Source organism: Rahnella sp. PAMC25559 (genome assembly GCF_050632365.1).
Taxonomy (GTDB): domain Bacteria; phylum Pseudomonadota; class Gammaproteobacteria; order Enterobacterales; family Enterobacteriaceae; genus Rahnella; species Rahnella rivi.
Window position 1 is genome coordinate 2,429,903 of sequence record NZ_CP192543.1, and the last position, 18,893, is coordinate 2,448,795.

Here is an 18,893-nt window from a genome sequence, read left to right on the forward strand (position 1 = left end):
ATTATTTCTCCTGGACGCCTTCAACAGAGATGATCAGCTCAACATTCTGAGAGGCCGGGCCCAGATCGGTGGTGATACCGTAGTCTTTCAGGGCGATAGTGCCAGCCGCCTCAAAGCCTGCGCGGTAACCGCCCCACGGATCTTTGCCCTGACCCAGTAATTTAGCCTGCAACGTCAGCGGTTTCGTCACGCCGTTCAGCGTGAAATCACCGGTTACGGCCAGGTTTTCACCTTCTTTCTTCACTGACGTTGATTTGAACGTTGCCTGCGGATGTTTGCCGACGTTCAGGAACTCTGCGCTGCGCAGGTGTTTATCGCGTTCAGCGTGATTGGTGAAAACGCTGGTGGTGTTGATGGTGACGTCAACTTTATCGGCTGACGGATCTTTTTCATCAAAAGTAAAACCGCCGTCGAAATCATTAAAGCTGCCGTACAACCAGCTGTAGCCTAAGTGTTTGATACGGAATTCAATAAAGGCGTGCTGGCCTTCTTTGTCGATTTTGTAATTTGCGGCCGTTGCTGAACCGGCTGCCAGTAACAGCGATGCCAGCGTCAGTCCCAGGGTCGTTTTTTTCAACATGGTGATTCTCCATTGTCCATATGTGAAGAGCAGAAAGTGAAACGGGTCAGCGTCCGAGCATGCGTGTCAGGGTGCTGTCCCGGTCAATGAAATGGTGCTTAAGTGCCGCGAGTGCATGGAATGCAGAAACAATCACAATTCCCCACGCCAGCCATAAATGGATCGTCCCGGCGAGATCTGCCTGCTGGTTCAGCCCGAAAAGCGTCGCGGGGATTTCAAACCAGCCGAACACGCTGACAGCCTGACCCTCTGCCGTAGAAATCAGATAACCGCTGATCAGGATGGCAAACAGACCGGCAAACAGAAGCACATGTGCCAACCAGGCGCCGAGTCGTGTTTTAGCGCTGTACGTGCTCAGGGCTTTTGGCGGAGGGGAAATAAACCGCCACGCCAGCCGGAATACCATCGCGACGAAAAGTAATACGCCAATGCTTTTATGTATTTCGGGCGCGCGGTGATACCAGGTATCGTAATAACCCAGTCCCACCATCCATAAACCCAGGGCAAATAATCCGTAAACGGCAAGAGCAACGCCCCAATGAATCAACACGGAAATATGGCCAAAGCGGACAGGCGTATTTCTCCACTGCATATAAAGCTTCTCGTTCAATATGATATTTTCGAAAGCTAAACATATTGAAACATCTTGGCAATATTTAATTATCAAAAATGTCGATTAATTTCATTTGTTCATTATTTTTGATGCTAATGACCACTGCTTGTTCAATGGTTTCGGCTTTGTTAGCGAGGTACGCCGTAAAATTGAAGGAAGCCCGGACTGGCGGGGGATTGTCAGGTTTTGTCATGCAAGGTAAAGATTATTCCACTTCTAAAAATTTGAGTAAAAAACGTAATTTCGCCCGTGATTAATAATTTCTGATGTATCCCGCTGAGGCTCTAAATATGAGGATGGAATATCCCCATATAATTCTCTGTACATGATCCTAAAGTTTAAATGTTTCTTAAATAGAACGTAAAGAAATATAAGGGTGACGACGTAAGTGATCGAGATCAGGTTGCGAAATATTTCCGAAATTATACTTACCGGAAATTTTGCTTAGGAATTTTCTTATATTCCTTATATCTGATGTCTGCTGATGCTTGTTGGTACATTTTTGACAGCGCAGGCCTGAGACATCACATGGAGAGTGACGCTATGGTATTTCCTGCAATTCGCCGCCTGACTACAGGTACACATATTACTGCTATCGCGGCGGTCATGGCTTTTTTCCTGCTCCATTGCGGCGCAGTGAGCGCGCAGCCACTCCCGGTTGTCGGCACCGTGACCATCGCCACACAGAACGAGGGTGTGAACCGCACCTATCTTGGTCGCCTGGAAGCGGTGCAATCAGTCAACGTTGCCAGCCGTACGGAAGGTTTTATTGCCCGCCGTGTCTTTGAGGAAGGGCAATTCGTTAACGCGGGCGATCTGTTGTATGAGATTGAGCCCGCATTGCATAAATCTGCCGTCGCCCAGGCCAAAGCGCAGCTCGACAGCGCCAATGCCACCGCGCGCCACGCGCAAACTCACCTTAACCGTATTCAGCGTCTGGGAGATGCCCGCACTGTCAGCCAGTCTGATGTGGATGCTGCAGTGGCGGCACGTGATACCGCGCGGGCAGCGGTTGCACAAGCACAGGCCGCGCTAAAAACGCAGGAATTACAGCTGAGTTATACGCGCATTACTGCGCCCATTTCCGGGCGTATCGGCGTCAGCCATTTTCATACCGGCAGCCTGGTGAACCCGGCCAGCGGAACACTGACGGAAATCGTTCAGCTTGATCCGGTGCGGGTGGTGATTTCCGTAAATGAACGAGATTTTCTCAGCGCCAGCCAGAATACCGGTTCGCTTGAACAGGCGATGTCCGGGGAGAATATGGCACTGTCGCTGCGTCTGTCAGATGGTTCTCCGTACATGGTCGCGCCGACCTTTGAATCCCTGGGCAACCGCATTGATGCGCAAACGGGCACCGTCGCCGTCAGGCTGGCGGTGGCGAATCCACAGCATCGTTTGCTGCCGGGCGGTACGGTAAACGTGCTGGCGGAACCGCAATCTGATGCCCGTCTGCCCGTCGTGCCAGCCAATGCATTGCAGCAAAATCAGGCCGGTCATTTTGTCCTGCTGGTCAATGCGCAACAGCAAATTGAAGCGCGGCCGGTACGTCTGGGGGCTCAAAATCCTCAGGGTTATTTCGTGCTGGACGGCTTGCAGGGCGGAGACAAGGTGGTAACCGAAGGTCTGCAATGGATCCAGCCGGGGATGAAAGTCTCAACGCGGGATGCTCAGGGTGTTTCAACGGCTCAGACGACTCAACGTTAAGGAACGACGATGCTTCAGCAATTTATCAAGCGACCCCGTTTTGCGATGGTCATCGCGCTGGTCACCGCCCTGATGGGTGCGGTGGCGCTCAAGGTGATCCCGGTTGAGCAATATCCGGATATCACGCCTCCCGTTGTGTCTGTCAGCGCCATCTATCCGGGGGCGAGTGCGCGGGACGTGGCTGAATCTGTGGCGGCGCCTATTGAAGCGCAGGTTAACGGCGTCAGCAATATGCTGTACATGTCCTCAAACAGCGGCAATAACGGCAGCTACTCACTGAATATCACCTTTGCCAGCGGTACCGATCCGGATACGGCGGCGGTTGAAGTGCAGAACCGGATTTCTCAGGTGAGCGCAAAATTGCCCGCCGAAGTGCTGAACACGGGCGTGTCGGTTCGTAAACAGGCTTCCAATATTTTAATGGGCATCAGCCTGCTTTCCCCAAATAATACCCATGACATGTTGTTTATCAGCAACTTCGCCAGCATTCAGTTGCGGGACGCTCTGGCGCGAATCGATGGTGTGGGCGACGTACAGGTTTTCGGATCGCGTGATTACAGCATGCGTATCTGGCTGGATCCGCGCAAGATGGAGGCGCTGAACGTCAGCAGTACAGAAATCAGCGCCGCGATCCAGAGCCAGAACGTTCAGGCTGCGGCCGGTCAGATTGGCGCATCGCCGAGTCCTTCGTTACAGCAGCAAACCCTGACGATCAGCGGTGCCGGGCGTCTCAGCTCACCGGAAGAGTTCGCCAATATTATCGTGCGTAAGAATGAACAGGGCGGAGCGGTGCGGCTGCGCGACGTCGCGCGCATTGAGCTGGGTGCGCAGGATTATCAGGTCAACGCGACGCTGAATCAGACACCTTCGGCTTTCCTTTCTGTCTATCCTGCGCCCGGTGCCAATGCGCTGAACGTGGCAAATGCGGTGCGTGAGGAGATGACCCGACAGGCGCGTTATTTCCCGGACGATCTCAACTACGAAATTAAATTCGACTCGACCCAGTTTGTCAGTGCCACGCTGGATGAAATCGCCGTCTCTCTCGTCCTGACATTTCTGGTTGTCCTGACGATTGTCTTCCTGTTTTTGCAAAGTGCACGCGCCACTTTTATTGTCGCACTGACCATTCCCGTCTCTTTGCTGGGCACCTTTGCCGTGCTCTACGCGTTTGGCTATTCCGCTAATACGCTGAGCTTATTTGCCATCATTCTTGCGCTGACGGTGGTGGTGGATGACGCCATCGTGGTGGTAGAAAATGTCGAACGCCTGATGACGGAAGACCCCTCGCTGGGCCGGGTGGCAGCCACCCGTAAAGCGCTGAAACAGATCGCCGGACCAATCATCGCCACAACGGTGGTGTTAATGGCGGTATTTGTGCCGATCGCCGTGTTACCCGGCATCACGGGCGCGCTGTATCGTCAGTTTGCGGTAACGCTGTCGGCTGCGGTGATTCTTTCAAGTATCAATGCATTAACCCTGACTCCCGCACTTTGTGCGACCTTGCTCAAACCCCGCCCTGAAAAACCGGCACGCCTGTTTGGCGCTTTCAACCGGGGGCTGGACAAGGTGCGTGATGTTTATGTCACGGCGACCGGCGGGCTCAGTAAACACGTGCTGACCAGTACCCTCACCGTGATGGTGATTCTTGTTGCGTGCGTGTGGGGTTATTCCACGTTGCCAAAATCCTTCCTGCCGGATGAAGATCAGGGCTATTTCTTCGTCAACGTACAGTTGCCGGATGGCGCATCGCTCGGGCGAACCGATGCGGTCCTGGGACAAATGCAGACGCTGCTGGAAAACGACCCGGCCGTTGACGATGTCATCGCCATCAGCGGTTTCAGCCTGCTGAGCGGCGGCAGTGCGCCAAATTCGGCGTTCGGGATTGTCTTGCTGAAACCCTGGGGCGAACGCAGCAGCGTGGATCAGGTGATAGGCCGCCTGCAACCCGCGATGGCTGGCATCCCGTCGGCGATGATCATGGCGATTAATCCACCTGCCATTTCCGGCCTGGGAACCGCATCGGGTCTGGATCTTCGCCTGCAGGCATTGCAGGGGCAGTCGCCGCAGGAACTGGCAGCGACCGGTCAGGCGCTGATCATGGCGGCAAATCAGGACCCGCAGCTCAGCCGCGTGTTCACCACCTTCAGCGCCTCGGTACCTGAAATCGCCCTGAGCGTTGACCGTGACCGCGCCGCGCAGTTGCAGGTGCCGGTCAGCCGGATTTTCGGCACACTACAAACCTCTCTGGGTGGCGTGAATGTCAGTGATTTCATTATCAATAACCGTCTGTTCAATGTGCAGATGCAAAATGAAATGGAGGACCGCCAGCGCGCCGACCAGATTTCCACGCTGAGCGTACGTAGCGATAACGGTTCGCTGGTCAGCATGGGCAAACTGGTTGATCTGACGCCTTCACTCGGCGCGCCATTTATCACGCAATACAACCAGTTCCCGTCACTGGCCATCAGCGGTTCGGCGGCGCAGGGCGTGAGTTCCGGTGAAGCTATGGCGCAAATGGAACATATTCTCAGTGAAAAGCTTCCAGCCGGTTACGGATACGAATGGACGGGAATGTCATTACAGGAAATTCAGGCTGGCGGTCAGGCGATTCTGATTTACGCCGCGGCACTGTTATTCGCGTACCTGTTCCTGGTGGCGCAGTATGAAAGCTGGAGTATTCCGCTGGTGGTGATGATTTCAGTTATCTTCGCGGTGTTTGGCGCTATCGCGGGATTACATCTGGCCGGGCTGAGCAATGATGTGTATGCGCAGATTGGTATGGTGCTGCTGATAGGGCTGGCGGCCAAGAATGCTATTCTTATTGTGGAATTCTCGAAAGCACGCCGTGAAGAAGGAGCGTCTGTACGGGAGGCGGCACAGGACGGGGCGAAACAGCGTTTTCGTGCAGTCATGATGACGGCAATTTCCTTCATTCTCGGTGTCTTGCCGCTGGTACTGGCTTCCGGTGCCGGCGCGATGAGCCGACACATTATTGGTGTCACGGTATTCAGTGGCATGTTGCTGTCAACGACGGCGGGGATCTTGTTTATCCCGGCACTGTATGTCCATATTCAACGTTTCCGTGAATGGACGAAATCGCGTTAATCTGCTGCACAGGCCATGAACAGGAGAAAGCCATGCGAAAGACAATAGTGACGGATCAGGGGCTGAAAATTGTCATGATGATGGCGATGCTGGTGGTGATTTTTGCCGGCATTAAATCCGCCGCAGATATTATCGTCCCATTGATTCTGGCGCTGTTTCTGGCTTTCGTCCTCAATCCGCTGATTGTTCTGCTGGAGAAAGCGCGGGTGCCGCGAGCGCTCGCGGTAATGCTGGTGGCAACGGTGGTGATTTGTGTGATGGTGTTTTTGACAACGACGTTGCTGGTCACGCTCAATGATTTCGCACGCACCCTGCCGCAATACCGCGGGATCATTGCCGAGAAACTGCGCCAGTACGATGCCTATTTTCCTCAGGGCGAACTGACGTTCACACCGGAACAGCTTGCAGGCTACATTGATCCGGCTGCCACGCTGAATCTGGTGAGTAAGCTCATCAGCTATCTGTCGAACGCCATGGCCGGCCTGTTCTTATTGCTGATGACCGTCGCCTTTATGCTGATCGAAGTCCCGCAGTTGCCCTACAAACTGGAACAACTCTCAGACGATCCCGGCAAGGGCAGGGCTAATATCCAGCGTGCACTGGACAGTGTCACGCGGTATCTGGTGATTAAAACGCTGATTAGCGTCGTCACTGGTCTGGCGGTCTGGGGATTACTGGCGTTCATCGGCGTCAGGTTTGCCTTTCTGTGGGGAATGCTGGCTTTTGCCCTTAACTATATTCCGAATATCGGATCCTTCCTGGCGGCCATCCCGCCAATTATTCAGACGTTTTTGTTCAACGGCGTGAGCGACGGATTGATGGTGACGGCGGGTTACATCCTGATTAACGTGATTTTTGGCAGCATTATTGATCCCAGGATCCTCGGGCGCGGGCTTGGGCTGTCCACGCTGGTGGTCTTCGTTTCCCTGATTTTTTGGGGCTGGCTGATGGGGCCGGTGGGGATGCTGTTGTCTGTGCCGTTGACGATTGTAATGAAAATCGCCCTGGAGCCCACCGCCGCAGGACATAAAATTGCTGTCCTGTTGGGCGATGGCGCACCAAACCGCTAGACCTTGTTTTGCTCCTCAATATCTTGCGCATGCGATTCGATACTTCGCAGGGAAATCAGCAACTGCTGGCGGGCAAGGGGATCCAAACCTTCAAACAGGCGGTCAATGGCGGCCTGTTTTGGTTGCTTCACCTGTTCCAGCGCCTGCTTCCCGGCGTCGGTGAGTTCAAGCAACTGTGAACGGCGATCGCTGGGGTGCGGCTTTCTCACTAACAAACCGTCTCTGTCCATTGCATCGATCGCGTCTGTGATCGTTCGCGGTGATTGCTGAAGCGCGTGCGCTAGTTCGCCCGGACGGCAGGTGCCTTCATGTGCAATGGCGGTTAACAGTTTTCCACGGGCAAGTGAAAGCCCCTGAGCGGACATTGCCGCATCCACCTGTTTACGCATCAGACGAATAACGGAAAGTAATGTTTCTGTGATCTCGGCGGGAGTCGCGTCCACTATGTTCAATTCGGCCATTTTGTGAGGCTCCTCAAAATGAGGCGGGTAATCTGAACCGATTGTAGGCCTATGCATTAAAACTGCAACCGCGTTATGGAAAGGGAAAACGTGTCTGAATATTGCGATGAGGTTGGCGGAGAGGACAAAAAAATGCCCCGGCGGGCCAGGGCGATTGTTTTTAGCTGTGAGCTTTATAGATCATTAACAAATCGTCTTTGATCTGGCGGCTGATGGGACTGGCCGATATGTCATCAATGGGCCAGAACAAATATTTAATCAAATTGTATATGAAACAGAACTCTAAGCGGTTGCGGACTTTTATTTTCTGCGCCAGATGACGTTTATGAACATAAACGGTACGGCTGCTGATATTCAATTTTCTGGCAATGCGGTAGTTCGGCATCTCCGACATCCAGTAGTTCATCACCAGAATTTCCTGATCGCTGAACAACATGCGCGGTAATCCAACATTATTCCCCTGCAAGTAAGCATCAGGATCTGAAGCAATCTGTTTCAACAGTGTTGTCAGTGATTGTTTATTGAGGATAAAAACATCGCGGGTAATCGGGATCGGATCGTCACATTCCGGGTAGTTTGCGTCGATATAGCAGTAAATCCGGGCACCATGGCGGAATTCAAAGAAAGCTTTCAATTCTTCAGATAACTCTGCGCTATGACAATATTGCGTCATGTTAACGAGAATCAAATCAGGCTGGAATTCATTGAAAGATTTGAGTGCCTGCGAGATATTCACCGAATCAATAATATCGAGATCATTATTCTCGATCAGATAAGAGAAAACACCTAAGCGGGTGAAACCACAGGGTTCAATAACGGAGAGTTTCATATTACATCCTTGTGTAAGCGTATGATTTACGCGTTGGAAACCACTCCTGTGATTTCTTGGGCTAGCATAGGTTTTTTTCTATAATGCTGTCAATTCGGAAATACCAGTCTATTGACCTGGTTCAAAGTGAAACCCACCGATAAAGTGTAAAGAATAAAAGAGAACGGTCAGCAGAATATAAATGACGGTTCTCTTTCATTGCGTTATTTGAAACGCGAAAGTGAAAAAGGCTTTAAATCAAAGGGGATAGGATGATTGTTAGCGAATAGCGTTACTATTTCGCCTAACACACTGGCAAATTTGAAACCGTGACCGCTCAGACCCGAAATGACCAGCGTGTTATCACGGTCAGGCAGCGTGTCGATGATGAAATCTTCATCTTCCGTCATGTCATACGTGCAGGATGCACCACGCAGGTTGACCCCCACACCCGGCAGGAAGTGACGGAAAAAGTTAAATGACTCTGTACCGTCCTGACTGAATCCGCCATAAGGCTTACGTTCTTCCGGCGAATTTATCCACTGCCCGCCGTTGTGCTTACCGAGCTTGAGAGCATCTTTTACCGAAGGAAAACCGTAATATTGATCGCCCTGCTGGGTTTCGAGCGTAAAGGCGGGGAAGTGATTTTCTTCACTGTAACGTCCGTCGGCGTGGAACCAGGCAAATACCTTCCGCAACGGTTTAACCGGAAGTTCAGGCAGAATTTTTGTCACCCATGTTCCGGCGGTGACTGCCAGTTTTGCGCTACTGTACACACCATCTGCCGTGGACACTTCCACACCATTTTCCAGCCAGCGGATGCTGTCGACCGGGCAGTTAAACAACTGCGCGCAGCCCGCCTCACGCGCCAGTCGTATGTAAGCGCTGATGGCGATTTCACTTTGCAGGTACCCGGAGTCAGGCTCAAATACGCCGCAGTAGCCGTCGGGCAGTGTGAAGAGCGGCCATCTGGTGCGGATTTCTTCTGCACTCATATCCTGCGTTATCAGGTCATAGGTTTCGGCGCTGTTTTTTACATTTCCGATAAAATCTGAATTTTCCGGGCCGATGTTCAGCACACCGCTGCGGTGGAAGACCTTTTCTTCACTGACTTCAGCCAGTTCATCCCACAACGTCTGCGCCCTTAACAGCATCGGCACGTAACGCGCACCTTCGCCATAGGCATGGCGGATAAGGCGTGTTTCACCGTGATGACTGCCGGTCTGATGCGGTGGCATCGCGCTGTCGATCATCAGGACTTTCAATCCGGCGCGGGTGGCGTAGTAGCCTGCCGCAGAGCCTACTGAACCGCTGCCGACAATGATGAGGTCATAATCCATGTTTCTCAGACTCCTCTGACAAATATTTAACAAATGGTTAGGGGCATGATAGAGAGTTTACAGCAGCGAAGGCAAGCGGGGCGGCAGCAAAGAAAAAGGCACCAGGATGGAAATCGCTGGTGCCTCAGACTGGCAGATAAAGATTAGTGTTTTCGGTGATCACTGTATTCGTACTCATTCGATTCAATCTTTTCAATACCGGCTTCGAGAATGTGAATCAGTTGCCGTGCAACGTCGGTAGTCAACCAAAGTGTTCTGTCTACCTGAGCATTTTCGGGAGTCTGGTCTTTAGAAGACAAGTAATGTAGACGTATCATCATCGCGTCATAAGAGTCGACGGTACTGATATCCCAACCCACAAGCGGGTGTGTCTGAATAACTTCATCATTTCTGTCCATATAGACCCCTTATCTTGTAGTGACTAACGTGAGTGACTATCTGAGGATCAATGCGGCTCATTATCAGGTGAGCTATTTCAGTATAAACAGTTAAATCGCTTTGAGGAGTGTTTGATTCAATTTAATTGTAAAAAAATTGTATTTGTTAGTGAGTGAAAAACTGTGGAGTGAGAATTATCTGGGGATTTATGCTTTTTCGATTTTTAGCGGTGAGTCAATGTTAAGCAGAAAAGAGCAATAAAAAACCGGACTGCGACGCCCGGTAAAATACTGAAATAGCCTTGCGGCGTGGTTTGTAAAAAACCTGATTATTATAAATAAGATGGGTCAGTAAGATTGATTTTCAGGCGTTTCATCGCGTTACTCATCATTCTGATTAGAAAACCAGTCATCGGCACTTTCCCAGGTTTCCTGAAGAATTTCCTCGATCAGATCACGGTCAGTTTTTGCACCACCGAGAACGGACAAGCTATTAGCGCCGGCATAACGGACCTGAATATTATTTTCACGGTCGGAAAACTGTTTGTTGATTCTTTTACTCAATTCGCCTGATAACGCATCAAGCGCACCGACAGGCAGAGGTTTGGTTTTATCGATAGTGATTTCAACACGCATAGGACCTCCTGAATAGATTGACTGTATATTTATACAGTCAATCTGCGGGTTACGCAATAAGGAGATGAAGAGAAAATCGCACAGTGCAGTTACTTACGATTTTGTCTGACGGGTATTTAGCAGGCCGTCACTTTCCAGTTCAGGGTCTGCCCCGCCAGGAATGGCACAACGCACTCATCACCCTGGGCGATTTCCTCCGGCTGTGTCACCGTCGTGCGGGTCAGTTCGATAAAATCTTCATTGACCGGCAGGCCGTAGAAGCGCGGACCATTCAGTGAGCTAAAGGCTTCCAAATGCTGCAGCGCGTTCATCTCTTCGAACACAGTGGCGTACGCGGGCATTGCCAAAGGAGCATTGAAACACCCCGCGCAGCCGCAGCTCGATTCTTTGCGCCCTTTGGTGTGAGGCGCGGAGTCAGTGCCAAGGAAGAAGCGCTCGGCGCCGCTGGCTATCACATTACGCAGTGCTTCCTGATGGATATTGCGTTTGAGAATTGGCAGGCAGAACAGGTGAGGACGAACGCCGCCCACCAGCATGTGGTTGCGGTTAAACATCAGATGCTGCGGCGTAATCGTTGCGCCCAGATACTGATTACCTTCCAGAACATACTGAGCAGCATCTTTGGTAGTGATGTGTTCGAACACAATTTTCAGTTCAGGGAACTGACGACGAACCGGATCCATCACTTCATCAATGAAATGCGCTTCCCGGTCGAAAATATCGACATGGCTGTGAGTCACTTCACCGTGGATCAGCAGCGGCATGCCGATTTTCTGCATACGCTCCAGCACCGGATAAATGGTTTTCACATCAGACACACCATGCTGGGAATTTGTGGTGGCATTTGCCGGATACAGTTTTGCAGCGGTGAAAACACCTTGGTCGAATCCGCGGGCAATTTCGTCAGGATCTACTGAATCGGTCAGATAACAGGTCAGCAGCGGTGTGAAATTATGGCCTTCGGGCACTGCGTTGAGAATGCGGCTGCGGTAGGCCAGAGCAGCTTCCACAGTGGTGACAGGGGGTGTCAGGTTTGGCATGACAATCGCACGGCCAAATACTTCACTGGTGAAAGGTAACACCGTACTGAGCATATCATCGTCACGTAGGTGAATGTGCCAGTCATCTGGGCGGCGGATTCTTAAAACTTGCGGTGTTGCGGTCATCAGGCAAAACTCCGGCATTGAGAGACAATATGTTGGATCAGGTGCGGTAATGGGAGCATTAGCGGCGGGGAACAAGAATAAGCGCAAAACCGCTGGCTTGCATCTGTTAAATAAACTTCGTATTGAAATCAATGCAGAGAAGGGGTCATAGTAGTCACAGATTTTACTCGCCGGGCTTCACGGGATCACCCGGAAGCAGGACAAAATAACAGGAGAACTACTATGGAAATCAGAGTTGTTGCCACTATTGTTGCTAAACCGGAATTTAAGGCTCAGGTAACGGAAGCTTTGCTCGAAGTTATTGAGCCCAGCCGCCAGGAAGTGGGTTGCCTGCAATATGAGCTTCATCGGGATCTGGATAAAGAAGGAACGTTCGTATTTTATGAGCGCTGGAAATCAGAAGAAGCCCTGAATCAACACAATAACACCTCTCACTTCCAGCACTTCGCCGCGAGTCTGGAAGGTAAACTCGATGAACTCACCATTCGACGTTTGAAAACTCTGGCCTGAACATTTGATTCCACTGAGTTGAAAACAATTCACAGAGTCTGAAACGTAAAAAAACCCGCCGAAGCGGGTTTTTTTGTACCAGTAAACCAGTTACCAGTGAGTCAGAGCATTACTTTGTCGGCATTTCAGGTTTAGTCGCTGGGGCTGTAGCCGTACTTACTGCTGAATGACCCCCTGCAGAACCTTTACCTTCAAAGTTAAACTCAGGGCGAACCCAGTCACTTTGACGGGAAGGCTCTGGCACATAGCTTGGCGCCGGTGCTTTAGTCATCGGTGACGTTGCATGATGCTTAAAGCGTGGTGCAACAGCCGCAGCCTGACTGACTACCGGAGTTTCCGCGACAGGTGCCGCTTCAACAACAGGTTTCACTTCCGGAGCTGGCACAGGGCTAACTTCCACCGCGGGTGCAGCTACCGGAGCCTGAATCTGAACTTCTGGTTCAGCGATGACAGCTACCGGTTCAACAACAGCAGGTTCTTGCGCCTGAGGCGAAATCGCGACAACTGGTGTTTCTTCTACTGGCTCTGCTGTCTCTGGCTCAACCAGAACAGGTTCTTCGGCAACAGGCTGTTCAGCTACTGCAGCAGTTTCGGATTGCGTAACTTGCTGTGCAGTATCAGCTACATTTACCTGCTCAACGTCTGGCGTTTCAACGCGAGTCGCTTCAACGGTTGGCTGCTGAGGTGTAACGTCAATGGTTTCATTCAGAACAGGGGTGTTTTCCTGTGCGATTTCAACTTGCTGAGTTAACACTTCTGGCGCTTCTGTTTCTGCAGTGTGCTCTTCAAATCGCTGACCTTGCTCAGATGCCTGAGCCACCGGGTAGGTGATCCACACTTTACCTGAAGCCATTTCCGGAGAAACGAATGCACCAGCCATTGGCATTGGTGACTGAGTCGGGTAACGCTCATCACGGTAGCGGCGACGACGTTGTCCGCTGACGCGAAGATGGCGCGGCGAACGACGTGAACGACGTGGCATACCGTTTTCACGGGCATTGTCATTCAGGTTTTCGTCGTTATCAGACGCATGAGTCGTTTCTGCACCCGCTTCTTCATGTGAAGTGAATGCAGGTTCAGCAGGGCGGCTGCCTGTAATCAGCAGTTGAGCAGCAGCTTCAGCTTCGGAGTCCACTTCTTCTGACTCAAAACGCACTTTCTGAGTCAACTGACGACGCTGACGACGATGCGTTGGCTGGCGATCTTCCTGCTCAGCATCATCCTGCACTGGAGCAGGAACTACCGGAGCTTCCACTTCCTGAACCACAACGTCCTGAACTTTCTCTTCCGGCTGTGTTCTGCGTTTATCATCAGAACGGCGACGCGAGCGCTCACGACGAGGTTGCTGCTGCTCTTCACGGGCGACAGTTTCCACTTCTTCGTTGCGCGTTTCAGTAACAACAGGTTCCTGATTGCGACGGTTACGGCGCTGGTCTTCACGAGGTTCGCGAGGTTCACGGGTGTTTTCGCGGGTATCACGGCTCTCGCCACGATTATCACGATTGTTATCACGGCCTTCACCACGATTACCGCGATCGGTGCGCTCACCGCGTTCGCCTCGTTCGCCGTTACGTTCACGACGTCCACCCTGACGTCGCTGATTGCGGCGATCGTTGTTACGGCGGTTTTCTGCAGCTTCAGTGGTTTCAGGTTCCGCTTTTGGCTCTTCAACAGGTTTAACTTCTTGTTGAGGTTCCGCAGCGAACAAGCCCTTCAGGCCGCTCAGCAGACGGCTGACAAATCCAGGTTTTTCAGCGGCCGGTGCAGCAGGTGCGTTGACGGTTGTCGTGCGTGTCTGTACTGGCTCATCCGGAACTGCTGTCTGCTCGAAGCTTGATGGCGGTGCTTCGCTCTGAAGAGCGAATGCGGCAAGAGCGGGTTGCTCAGGACGACGACGCTCAGACGGAGTTTCTTCTGAAGGTTGCAGCATTTCAGCTTCATGAATCTGCGGCAGCAGATAGCTCAGTGCAGAAATTTCTTCACCTTTGCGCACACGAAGAACGTGGTAGTGCGGAGTCTGCATCTGATCGTTTGGTACGATCACAGCACGCACGCCACCCTGACGTTTCTCGATGGCATTCACCGATTCGCGTTTTTCGTTCAGCAGGTAAGAAGCGATCGGCACCGGTACGATGGCGTGAACTTCTTTGGTGTTTTCTTTCAGTGCTTCTTCTTCAATCAGACGCAGAATCGACAGGGAAAGTGATTCGTTATCGCGCACAGTACCGGTACCGGCACAGCGTGGGCAGATATGGTGCGTCGATTCACCCAATGACGGGCTGAGGCGCTGACGGGACATTTCCAGCAGACCGAAACGGGAAATGCGACCGATCTGGATACGAGCACGGTCCTGACGAACCGCATCACGCAGACGGTTTTCCACTTCACGCTGATGGCGTACTGGCGTCATGTCGATAAAGTCGATAACGATCAAACCACCGAGGTCACGTAAGCGTAACTGACGAGCAATTTCATCAGCGGCTTCGAGGTTGGTGTTGAAGGCCGTTTCTTCGATATCGCCGCCGCGGGTTGCACGCGCGGAGTTGATGTCGATAGCGGTCAGCGCTTCGGTGCTGTCGATAACAATTGAACCACCGGAAGGCAGACGCACTTCACGCTGGAATGCAGATTCAATCTGAGACTCAATCTGGTAATGACTGAACAGCGGGATTTCACCTACGTATGGCTTAATCTTGCTGCTGAAATCTGGGCGTCCGAGAGCAGCGATATGCTCTTTAGCCAGTTCAAGGACTTTAGGGTTATCGATGAGGATTTCACCGATGTCCGGGCGCAGGTAATCACGGAACGCACGAACGATAACATTGCTTTCCTGATGGATCAGGAACGGAGCAGGGCGGCCTTCAGCAGCTTTCTTAATGGCATCCCAGTGTTTCAGGCGGAATGTCAGATCCCATTGCAGGGCTTCTGCGGATTTGCCGACACCGGCAGTACGCACAATCAGGCCCATGCCGTCAGGCAGTTGCAGAGAAGACAGCGCTTCTTTTAATTCAGTGCGGTCATCACCTTCAATCCGGCGGGAAATTCCCCCAGCACGTGGATTGTTTGGCATCAGGACCAGGTAGCTACCGGCCAGGCTGATAAACGTCGTCAGCGCTGCGCCTTTATTTCCACGCTCTTCTTTATCAACCTGAACAATCACTTCCTGACCTTCGCGTAAAACATCTTTGATGTTCGGGCGGCCATGTGAGGCGTAATTGTTTGGGAAATATTCGCGGGAAATTTCTTTCAGAGGAAGGAAACCATGTCGTTCTGCACCGTAATCTACGAATGCCGCTTCAAGACTAGGTTCAATGCGGGTGATTTTACCTTTGTAAATATTCGCTTTTTTCTGTTCATGGCCCGGACTTTCAATATCCAAATCATACAGACGCTGTCCATCTACAAGGGCAACGCGCAACTCTTCTTGCTGAGTTGCGTTAATCAACATTCTTTTCATCTTAACTTACTCGTTATTTTTCCATTATTGACAGAGCTGCGGGCAAAATGACGTCATGACCGGATAAACCGTTGGCCCCGAGTCTTCTCGCAAATCGTCAACCTCACGGCTGTCGCTTGCATAGGGGCGCATTATTTCGGTAAGTCTGCTTTTGCTGTATTAAAGACACCAGCGTTATGAAAGCAGCACTTTTATTAGGGGAATAGCTTCTGAATTTAAGTTTACAGATCTCATTCCGTTTGCCGGCCAAGCTGCAACCCGCAGCCCGCTAATTGCTTGATTTCACATTACGTCTTACGCCATTGCTGCGTTTTTGTGCGATCAGGCAAATCTATAATTCCTGCGTTTTCCCTAACTTAAGAGAAACAACGCGGAAAGTGACTTCATTATTCCATTGCAGGCACTGTGATAGCAAGGTGACTTTTCCCGTTCTGACCAAGAATCTTATCCATCTGCGAGGCAATGCACATTGCTCATGCTTTTTATCTGGTTTTCTTGCAGGTTTTCCATGGTAGTTGCTGGTAAGCTATGAGTTAAGCACATAAAAATCTGTGGCGCGAATCGTGCCTGATATTTAGAATCCCGAGCCATGAAAACTGATAATCCAACTGTACAATTAATTCCCATTTCGGAAGATGAAGCCGGTCAGCGCATCGACAACTTCTTACTTAAAATCCTGAAAGGCGTGCCGAAAAGCATGATTTATCGCATCGTGCGTAAGGGCGAAGTCAGGGTTAATAAAAAACGCATCAAACCAGAATATAAGCTTCTTGCCGGTGATGAAGTCCGTGTTCCTCCGGTGCGAATTGCTGAAAGAGATGAAGCGCCGGTTTCCGCCAAACTGGATAAAGTCGCTGCTCTGACGGATTGCATCCTCTATGAAGACGATCATCTCCTTATCCTTAATAAACCGTCGGGCACCGCAGTACATGGCGGCAGCGGGTTGAGTTTCGGTGTGATTGAAGGTTTGCGTGCATTGCGCCCTGAAGCCCGTTTCCTGGAACTGGTTCACCGTCTGGATCGCGATACTTCCGGGGTTTTGCTGGTTGCGAAAAAAAGATCTGCGTTACGCTCATTGCATGAGCAGTTGCGCATTAAGAGTATGCAGAAAGACTACCTTGCACTGGTACGGGGTGAATGGCCTTCCCATTGCAAAGTCGTTCAGGCTCCGTTGCTGAAAAATATTCTGCAAAGCGGCGAGCGTATCGTCCGGGTGAATGCCGAAGGTAAACCTTCCGAAACCCGGTTTAAAATTGAAGAGCGCTACGAGTTTGCCACGTTGGTTAAAGCCAGTCCGGTGACGGGCAGAACCCATCAGATCCGCGTCCATGCTTTGCACGCCGGTCATCCTATCGCGTTTGATGACCGTTATGGTGAGCGTGATTTTGATGTAAAACTGTCAGGAACAGGTCTGAATCGTTTGTTCCTGCACGCAGCGGCATTGCGTTTTGAGCATCCCAGCACCGGCGAGACGATGCGAATTGAGGCACCGATGGATGCCAAATTGCGTAACTGTTTGAAAGCACTGCGTGGTAAAAGCGGCGCCCGATAAGTCATCGTCTATCCTAAAAAGGGCGCACAGGTTGCGCCCTTTTTCTGGATTAAATTTAGAGAAGTGGATTGATGCCGTGTTCACGCAGCAAGCTAAGCAGGGCGATAAGCGGTAAACCAATCAGTGTATTAGGATCACGCCCGTTCAGGCTTTCAAACAGCGTGATGCCCAGCCCTTCGCACTTAAAGCTGCCAGCACAGTCGTAAGGTTTTTCTCGGTGCAGATAGCCGGAAATTTCGTCATCAGATAATGATCTGAATACAACGTTAAAAGTTTCGCACAGCGTTTGTGCCTGGGAGGTTTGTACATCCAACAGGCACAAACCCGTGTAGAACGTGACAGTTTGGCCGCTGGCAGCGCGCAATTGGTGAAAGGCGTTCTCAAATGTGTAGGGTTTGCCTGTGATTTGGCCATTGATAACACAGACCTGATCCGATCCAATAATCAGATGATGTGGATGCGAGACGCTGAGTGCGCTGGCTTTAGCTTGTGCCAGGCGTTGCACCAAATTTTCAGGCTTTTCCTCTGCGCGCGGTGTTTCATCAATATTTGGCGCAGCACAGCGAAAGACGAGGCCGGTTTTTTCAAGCAGTGCTTTTCTGTAGACCGAGGTTGAGGCTAAAAGCAGTTGTGGAGAAGGCATAGTCATAATTTTTTTCACAAAGCGTAGCGTTATTGAATAGTACATTTTAAACTGTTGGCCGCTGTGGAAGCGAATATTGGTGAAAGGTGCGGTTTTGAGGCCTTTTTCTTTGACTCTCTGTCGTTACAAAGTTAATATGCGCGCCCTATGCAAAAAGTAAAATTACCCTTAGCCGTTGATGCGATTCGTACCGCCCAAAAGCGTTTAGACTACTCCGGTGTTTATACGCCTGGTCAGGTGACACGATTAGCAGCATCAGTGGTGAGCGTTGACTCTGATGTCCAGACTTCTTTGTCATTTGATATCGACAATCTTCGTCTGGCCGTTATTAATGGTCAGTCTGATGTTACTGTGACTCTGGAATGCCAGAGATGTGGTAAGACGTTTGAGCACCAGGTTCACGCAACATATTGTTTTAGTCCTGTCCGTAATGATGAACAGGCTGAAGCATTACCGGAAGCGTACGAGCCGATTGAAGTCGATGAGTTTGGCGAAGTCGATCTGCTGGCGATGATTGAAGACGAAATTATTCTTTCACTGCCTGTCGTTCCGGTACATGAATCTGAACACTGTGAAGTGTCCGACGCGGACATGGTATTTGGTAAACTGCCTGCAGAGGTGGAGAAACCAAATCCATTTGCCGTATTAGCGAGTTTAAAGAAAAGTACTTAAGGAGTAAGGTCCATGGCCGTACAACAGAATAAACCAACCCGTTCTAAACGTGGCATGCGTCGTTCACACGATGCTCTGACCACTTCCACTCTGTCTGTGGACAAGACTTCTGGTGAAACTCACCTGCGTCACCACATCACTGCCGACGGTTTCTACCGCGGTCGCAAGGTAATCGGCTGATATCTGCCAGCTACTT

Annotated in this window: 17 protein-coding genes; 7 read left to right on the forward strand and 10 right to left on the reverse strand. The window is 51.1% G+C overall.

What is annotated here, in order from left to right; translation table 11 throughout:
* Position 1 precedes the first annotated feature (1 nt).
* Both ACQZQY_RS12530 and ACQZQY_RS12535 read right to left on the reverse strand, forming a co-directional pair.
* Entirely contained in the window at positions 2 to 577 is a 576-nt protein-coding gene (locus ACQZQY_RS12530; RefSeq protein ID WP_122096104.1) for a YceI family protein, read from the reverse strand.
* Between the two features lie 49 nt (positions 578 to 626).
* Positions 627 to 1,172 carry a cytochrome b gene (locus ACQZQY_RS12535; RefSeq protein ID WP_136377554.1) on the reverse strand — a complete coding sequence of 182 codons (546 nt, stop codon included), beginning with the start codon at positions 1,170 to 1,172 and terminating at the stop codon, positions 627 to 629.
* A gap of 627 nt (positions 1,173 to 1,799) precedes the next feature.
* Between ACQZQY_RS12535 and ACQZQY_RS12540 the strand changes: the two genes are divergently transcribed.
* From ACQZQY_RS12540 to ACQZQY_RS12550, 3 genes are read left to right on the forward strand one after another with little or no spacing between them, the layout of a single operon-like run.
* Positions 1,800 to 2,900, forward strand: a complete 1,101-nt coding sequence (locus ACQZQY_RS12540; RefSeq protein ID WP_431297187.1) for an efflux RND transporter periplasmic adaptor subunit — start codon at positions 1,800 to 1,802, stop codon at positions 2,898 to 2,900.
* Positions 2,901 to 2,909: 9 nt separating this feature from the next.
* Positions 2,910 to 6,005, forward strand: a complete 3,096-nt coding sequence (locus ACQZQY_RS12545) for an efflux RND transporter permease subunit (RefSeq protein ID WP_431295701.1) — start codon at positions 2,910 to 2,912, stop codon at positions 6,003 to 6,005.
* A 32-nt stretch (positions 6,006 to 6,037) separates the two neighbouring features.
* Entirely contained in the window at positions 6,038 to 7,075 is a 1,038-nt protein-coding gene (locus ACQZQY_RS12550; RefSeq protein ID WP_431295702.1) for an AI-2E family transporter, read from the forward strand.
* Here the strand turns inward: ACQZQY_RS12550 and ACQZQY_RS12555 are convergent.
* The 6 genes from ACQZQY_RS12555 to pyrC all read right to left on the reverse strand — a co-directional run bounded on the left by ACQZQY_RS12555 (position 7,072) and on the right by pyrC (position 11,863).
* Complete coding sequence (locus tag ACQZQY_RS12555) at positions 7,072 to 7,536, reverse strand: MarR family winged helix-turn-helix transcriptional regulator (protein ID WP_431295703.1); 465 nt, start codon at positions 7,534 to 7,536, stop codon at positions 7,072 to 7,074. The two genes, ACQZQY_RS12550 and ACQZQY_RS12555, sit on opposite strands and share 4 nt — an antisense overlap.
* A gap of 160 nt (positions 7,537 to 7,696) precedes the next feature.
* Positions 7,697 to 8,365 (reverse strand): LuxR C-terminal-related transcriptional regulator, encoded by a 669-nt coding sequence (locus ACQZQY_RS12560; RefSeq protein WP_431295704.1) that lies wholly within the window; start codon positions 8,363 to 8,365, stop codon positions 7,697 to 7,699.
* 203 nt (positions 8,366 to 8,568) lie between these two features.
* Entirely contained in the window at positions 8,569 to 9,684 is a 1,116-nt protein-coding gene (solA, locus tag ACQZQY_RS12565) for an N-methyl-L-tryptophan oxidase (RefSeq protein WP_431295705.1), read from the reverse strand.
* A gap of 143 nt (positions 9,685 to 9,827) precedes the next feature.
* A complete protein-coding gene (gene bssS / locus ACQZQY_RS12570; RefSeq protein ID WP_056778730.1) occupies positions 9,828 to 10,082 on the reverse strand; it encodes a biofilm formation regulator BssS in 255 nt (84 codons plus the stop codon).
* 360 nt (positions 10,083 to 10,442) lie between these two features.
* Positions 10,443 to 10,697, reverse strand: a complete 255-nt coding sequence (gene dinI / locus ACQZQY_RS12575; protein WP_056778732.1) for a DNA damage-inducible protein I — start codon at positions 10,695 to 10,697, stop codon at positions 10,443 to 10,445.
* 116 nt (positions 10,698 to 10,813) lie between these two features.
* Positions 10,814 to 11,863 carry a dihydroorotase gene (gene pyrC, locus ACQZQY_RS12580; protein WP_431295706.1) on the reverse strand — a complete coding sequence of 350 codons (1,050 nt, stop codon included), beginning with the start codon at positions 11,861 to 11,863 and terminating at the stop codon, positions 10,814 to 10,816.
* 222 nt (positions 11,864 to 12,085) lie between these two features.
* Here pyrC and ACQZQY_RS12585 point away from each other — a divergent pair, with 222 nt between their 5' ends.
* Positions 12,086 to 12,373 carry a putative quinol monooxygenase gene (locus ACQZQY_RS12585; protein ID WP_056778737.1) on the forward strand — a complete coding sequence of 96 codons (288 nt, stop codon included), beginning with the start codon at positions 12,086 to 12,088 and terminating at the stop codon, positions 12,371 to 12,373.
* Between the two features lie 109 nt (positions 12,374 to 12,482).
* On the opposite strand, the gene rne is transcribed toward ACQZQY_RS12585, so the two are convergent.
* Positions 12,483 to 15,830 (reverse strand): ribonuclease E, encoded by a 3,348-nt coding sequence (rne, locus tag ACQZQY_RS12590; protein ID WP_431295707.1) that lies wholly within the window; start codon positions 15,828 to 15,830, stop codon positions 12,483 to 12,485.
* A gap of 589 nt (positions 15,831 to 16,419) precedes the next feature.
* Between rne and rluC the strand changes: the two genes are divergently transcribed.
* Positions 16,420 to 17,382, forward strand: a complete 963-nt coding sequence (rluC, locus tag ACQZQY_RS12595; RefSeq protein ID WP_431295708.1) for a 23S rRNA pseudouridine(955/2504/2580) synthase RluC — start codon at positions 16,420 to 16,422, stop codon at positions 17,380 to 17,382.
* 55 nt (positions 17,383 to 17,437) lie between these two features.
* Here rluC and ACQZQY_RS12600 read toward each other — a convergent pair whose 3' ends face one another.
* A complete protein-coding gene (locus tag ACQZQY_RS12600) occupies positions 17,438 to 18,031 on the reverse strand; it encodes a Maf family protein (protein ID WP_431295709.1) in 594 nt (197 codons plus the stop codon).
* A gap of 141 nt (positions 18,032 to 18,172) precedes the next feature.
* On the opposite strand from ACQZQY_RS12600, the gene yceD reads away from it, so the two are divergent.
* Together yceD and rpmF are read left to right on the forward strand one after the other, a co-directional pair.
* Positions 18,173 to 18,697, forward strand: a complete 525-nt coding sequence (gene yceD, locus ACQZQY_RS12605) for a 23S rRNA accumulation protein YceD (protein WP_056778749.1) — start codon at positions 18,173 to 18,175, stop codon at positions 18,695 to 18,697.
* Between the two features lie 12 nt (positions 18,698 to 18,709).
* Positions 18,710 to 18,877, forward strand: coding sequence for a 50S ribosomal protein L32 (gene rpmF / locus ACQZQY_RS12610; RefSeq protein ID WP_013576249.1), 168 nt, complete (start codon positions 18,710 to 18,712; stop codon positions 18,875 to 18,877).
* Positions 18,878 to 18,893 lie beyond the last annotated feature (16 nt).

Coding starts and splice junctions, on each gene's coding strand:
- ACQZQY_RS12535 (WP_136377554.1), bottom strand. CDS start 1,172: ATGCAGTGGAGAAATACGCCTGTCCGCTTTGGCCATATTTCCGTGTTG.
- ACQZQY_RS12540 (WP_431297187.1), top strand. CDS start 1,800: ATGGCTTTTTTCCTGCTCCATTGCGGCGCAGTGAGCGCGCAGCCACTC.
- ACQZQY_RS12545 (WP_431295701.1), top strand. CDS start 2,910: ATGCTTCAGCAATTTATCAAGCGACCCCGTTTTGCGATGGTCATCGCG.
- ACQZQY_RS12550 (WP_431295702.1), top strand. CDS start 6,038: ATGCGAAAGACAATAGTGACGGATCAGGGGCTGAAAATTGTCATGATG.
- ACQZQY_RS12555 (WP_431295703.1), bottom strand. CDS start 7,536: ATGGCCGAATTGAACATAGTGGACGCGACTCCCGCCGAGATCACAGAA.
- ACQZQY_RS12560 (WP_431295704.1), bottom strand. CDS start 8,365: ATGAAACTCTCCGTTATTGAACCCTGTGGTTTCACCCGCTTAGGTGTT.
- solA (WP_431295705.1), bottom strand. CDS start 9,684: ATGGATTATGACCTCATCATTGTCGGCAGCGGTTCAGTAGGCTCTGCG.
- bssS (WP_056778730.1), bottom strand. CDS start 10,082: ATGGACAGAAATGATGAAGTTATTCAGACACACCCGCTTGTGGGTTGG.
- dinI (WP_056778732.1), bottom strand. CDS start 10,697: ATGCGTGTTGAAATCACTATCGATAAAACCAAACCTCTGCCTGTCGGT.
- pyrC (WP_431295706.1), bottom strand. CDS start 11,863: ATGACCGCAACACCGCAAGTTTTAAGAATCCGCCGCCCAGATGACTGG.
- ACQZQY_RS12585 (WP_056778737.1), top strand. CDS start 12,086: ATGGAAATCAGAGTTGTTGCCACTATTGTTGCTAAACCGGAATTTAAG.
- rne (WP_431295707.1), bottom strand. CDS start 15,830: ATGAAAAGAATGTTGATTAACGCAACTCAGCAAGAAGAGTTGCGCGTT.
- rluC (WP_431295708.1), top strand. CDS start 16,420: ATGAAAACTGATAATCCAACTGTACAATTAATTCCCATTTCGGAAGAT.
- ACQZQY_RS12600 (WP_431295709.1), bottom strand. CDS start 18,031: ATGACTATGCCTTCTCCACAACTGCTTTTAGCCTCAACCTCGGTCTAC.
- yceD (WP_056778749.1), top strand. CDS start 18,173: ATGCAAAAAGTAAAATTACCCTTAGCCGTTGATGCGATTCGTACCGCC.
- rpmF (WP_013576249.1), top strand. CDS start 18,710: ATGGCCGTACAACAGAATAAACCAACCCGTTCTAAACGTGGCATGCGT.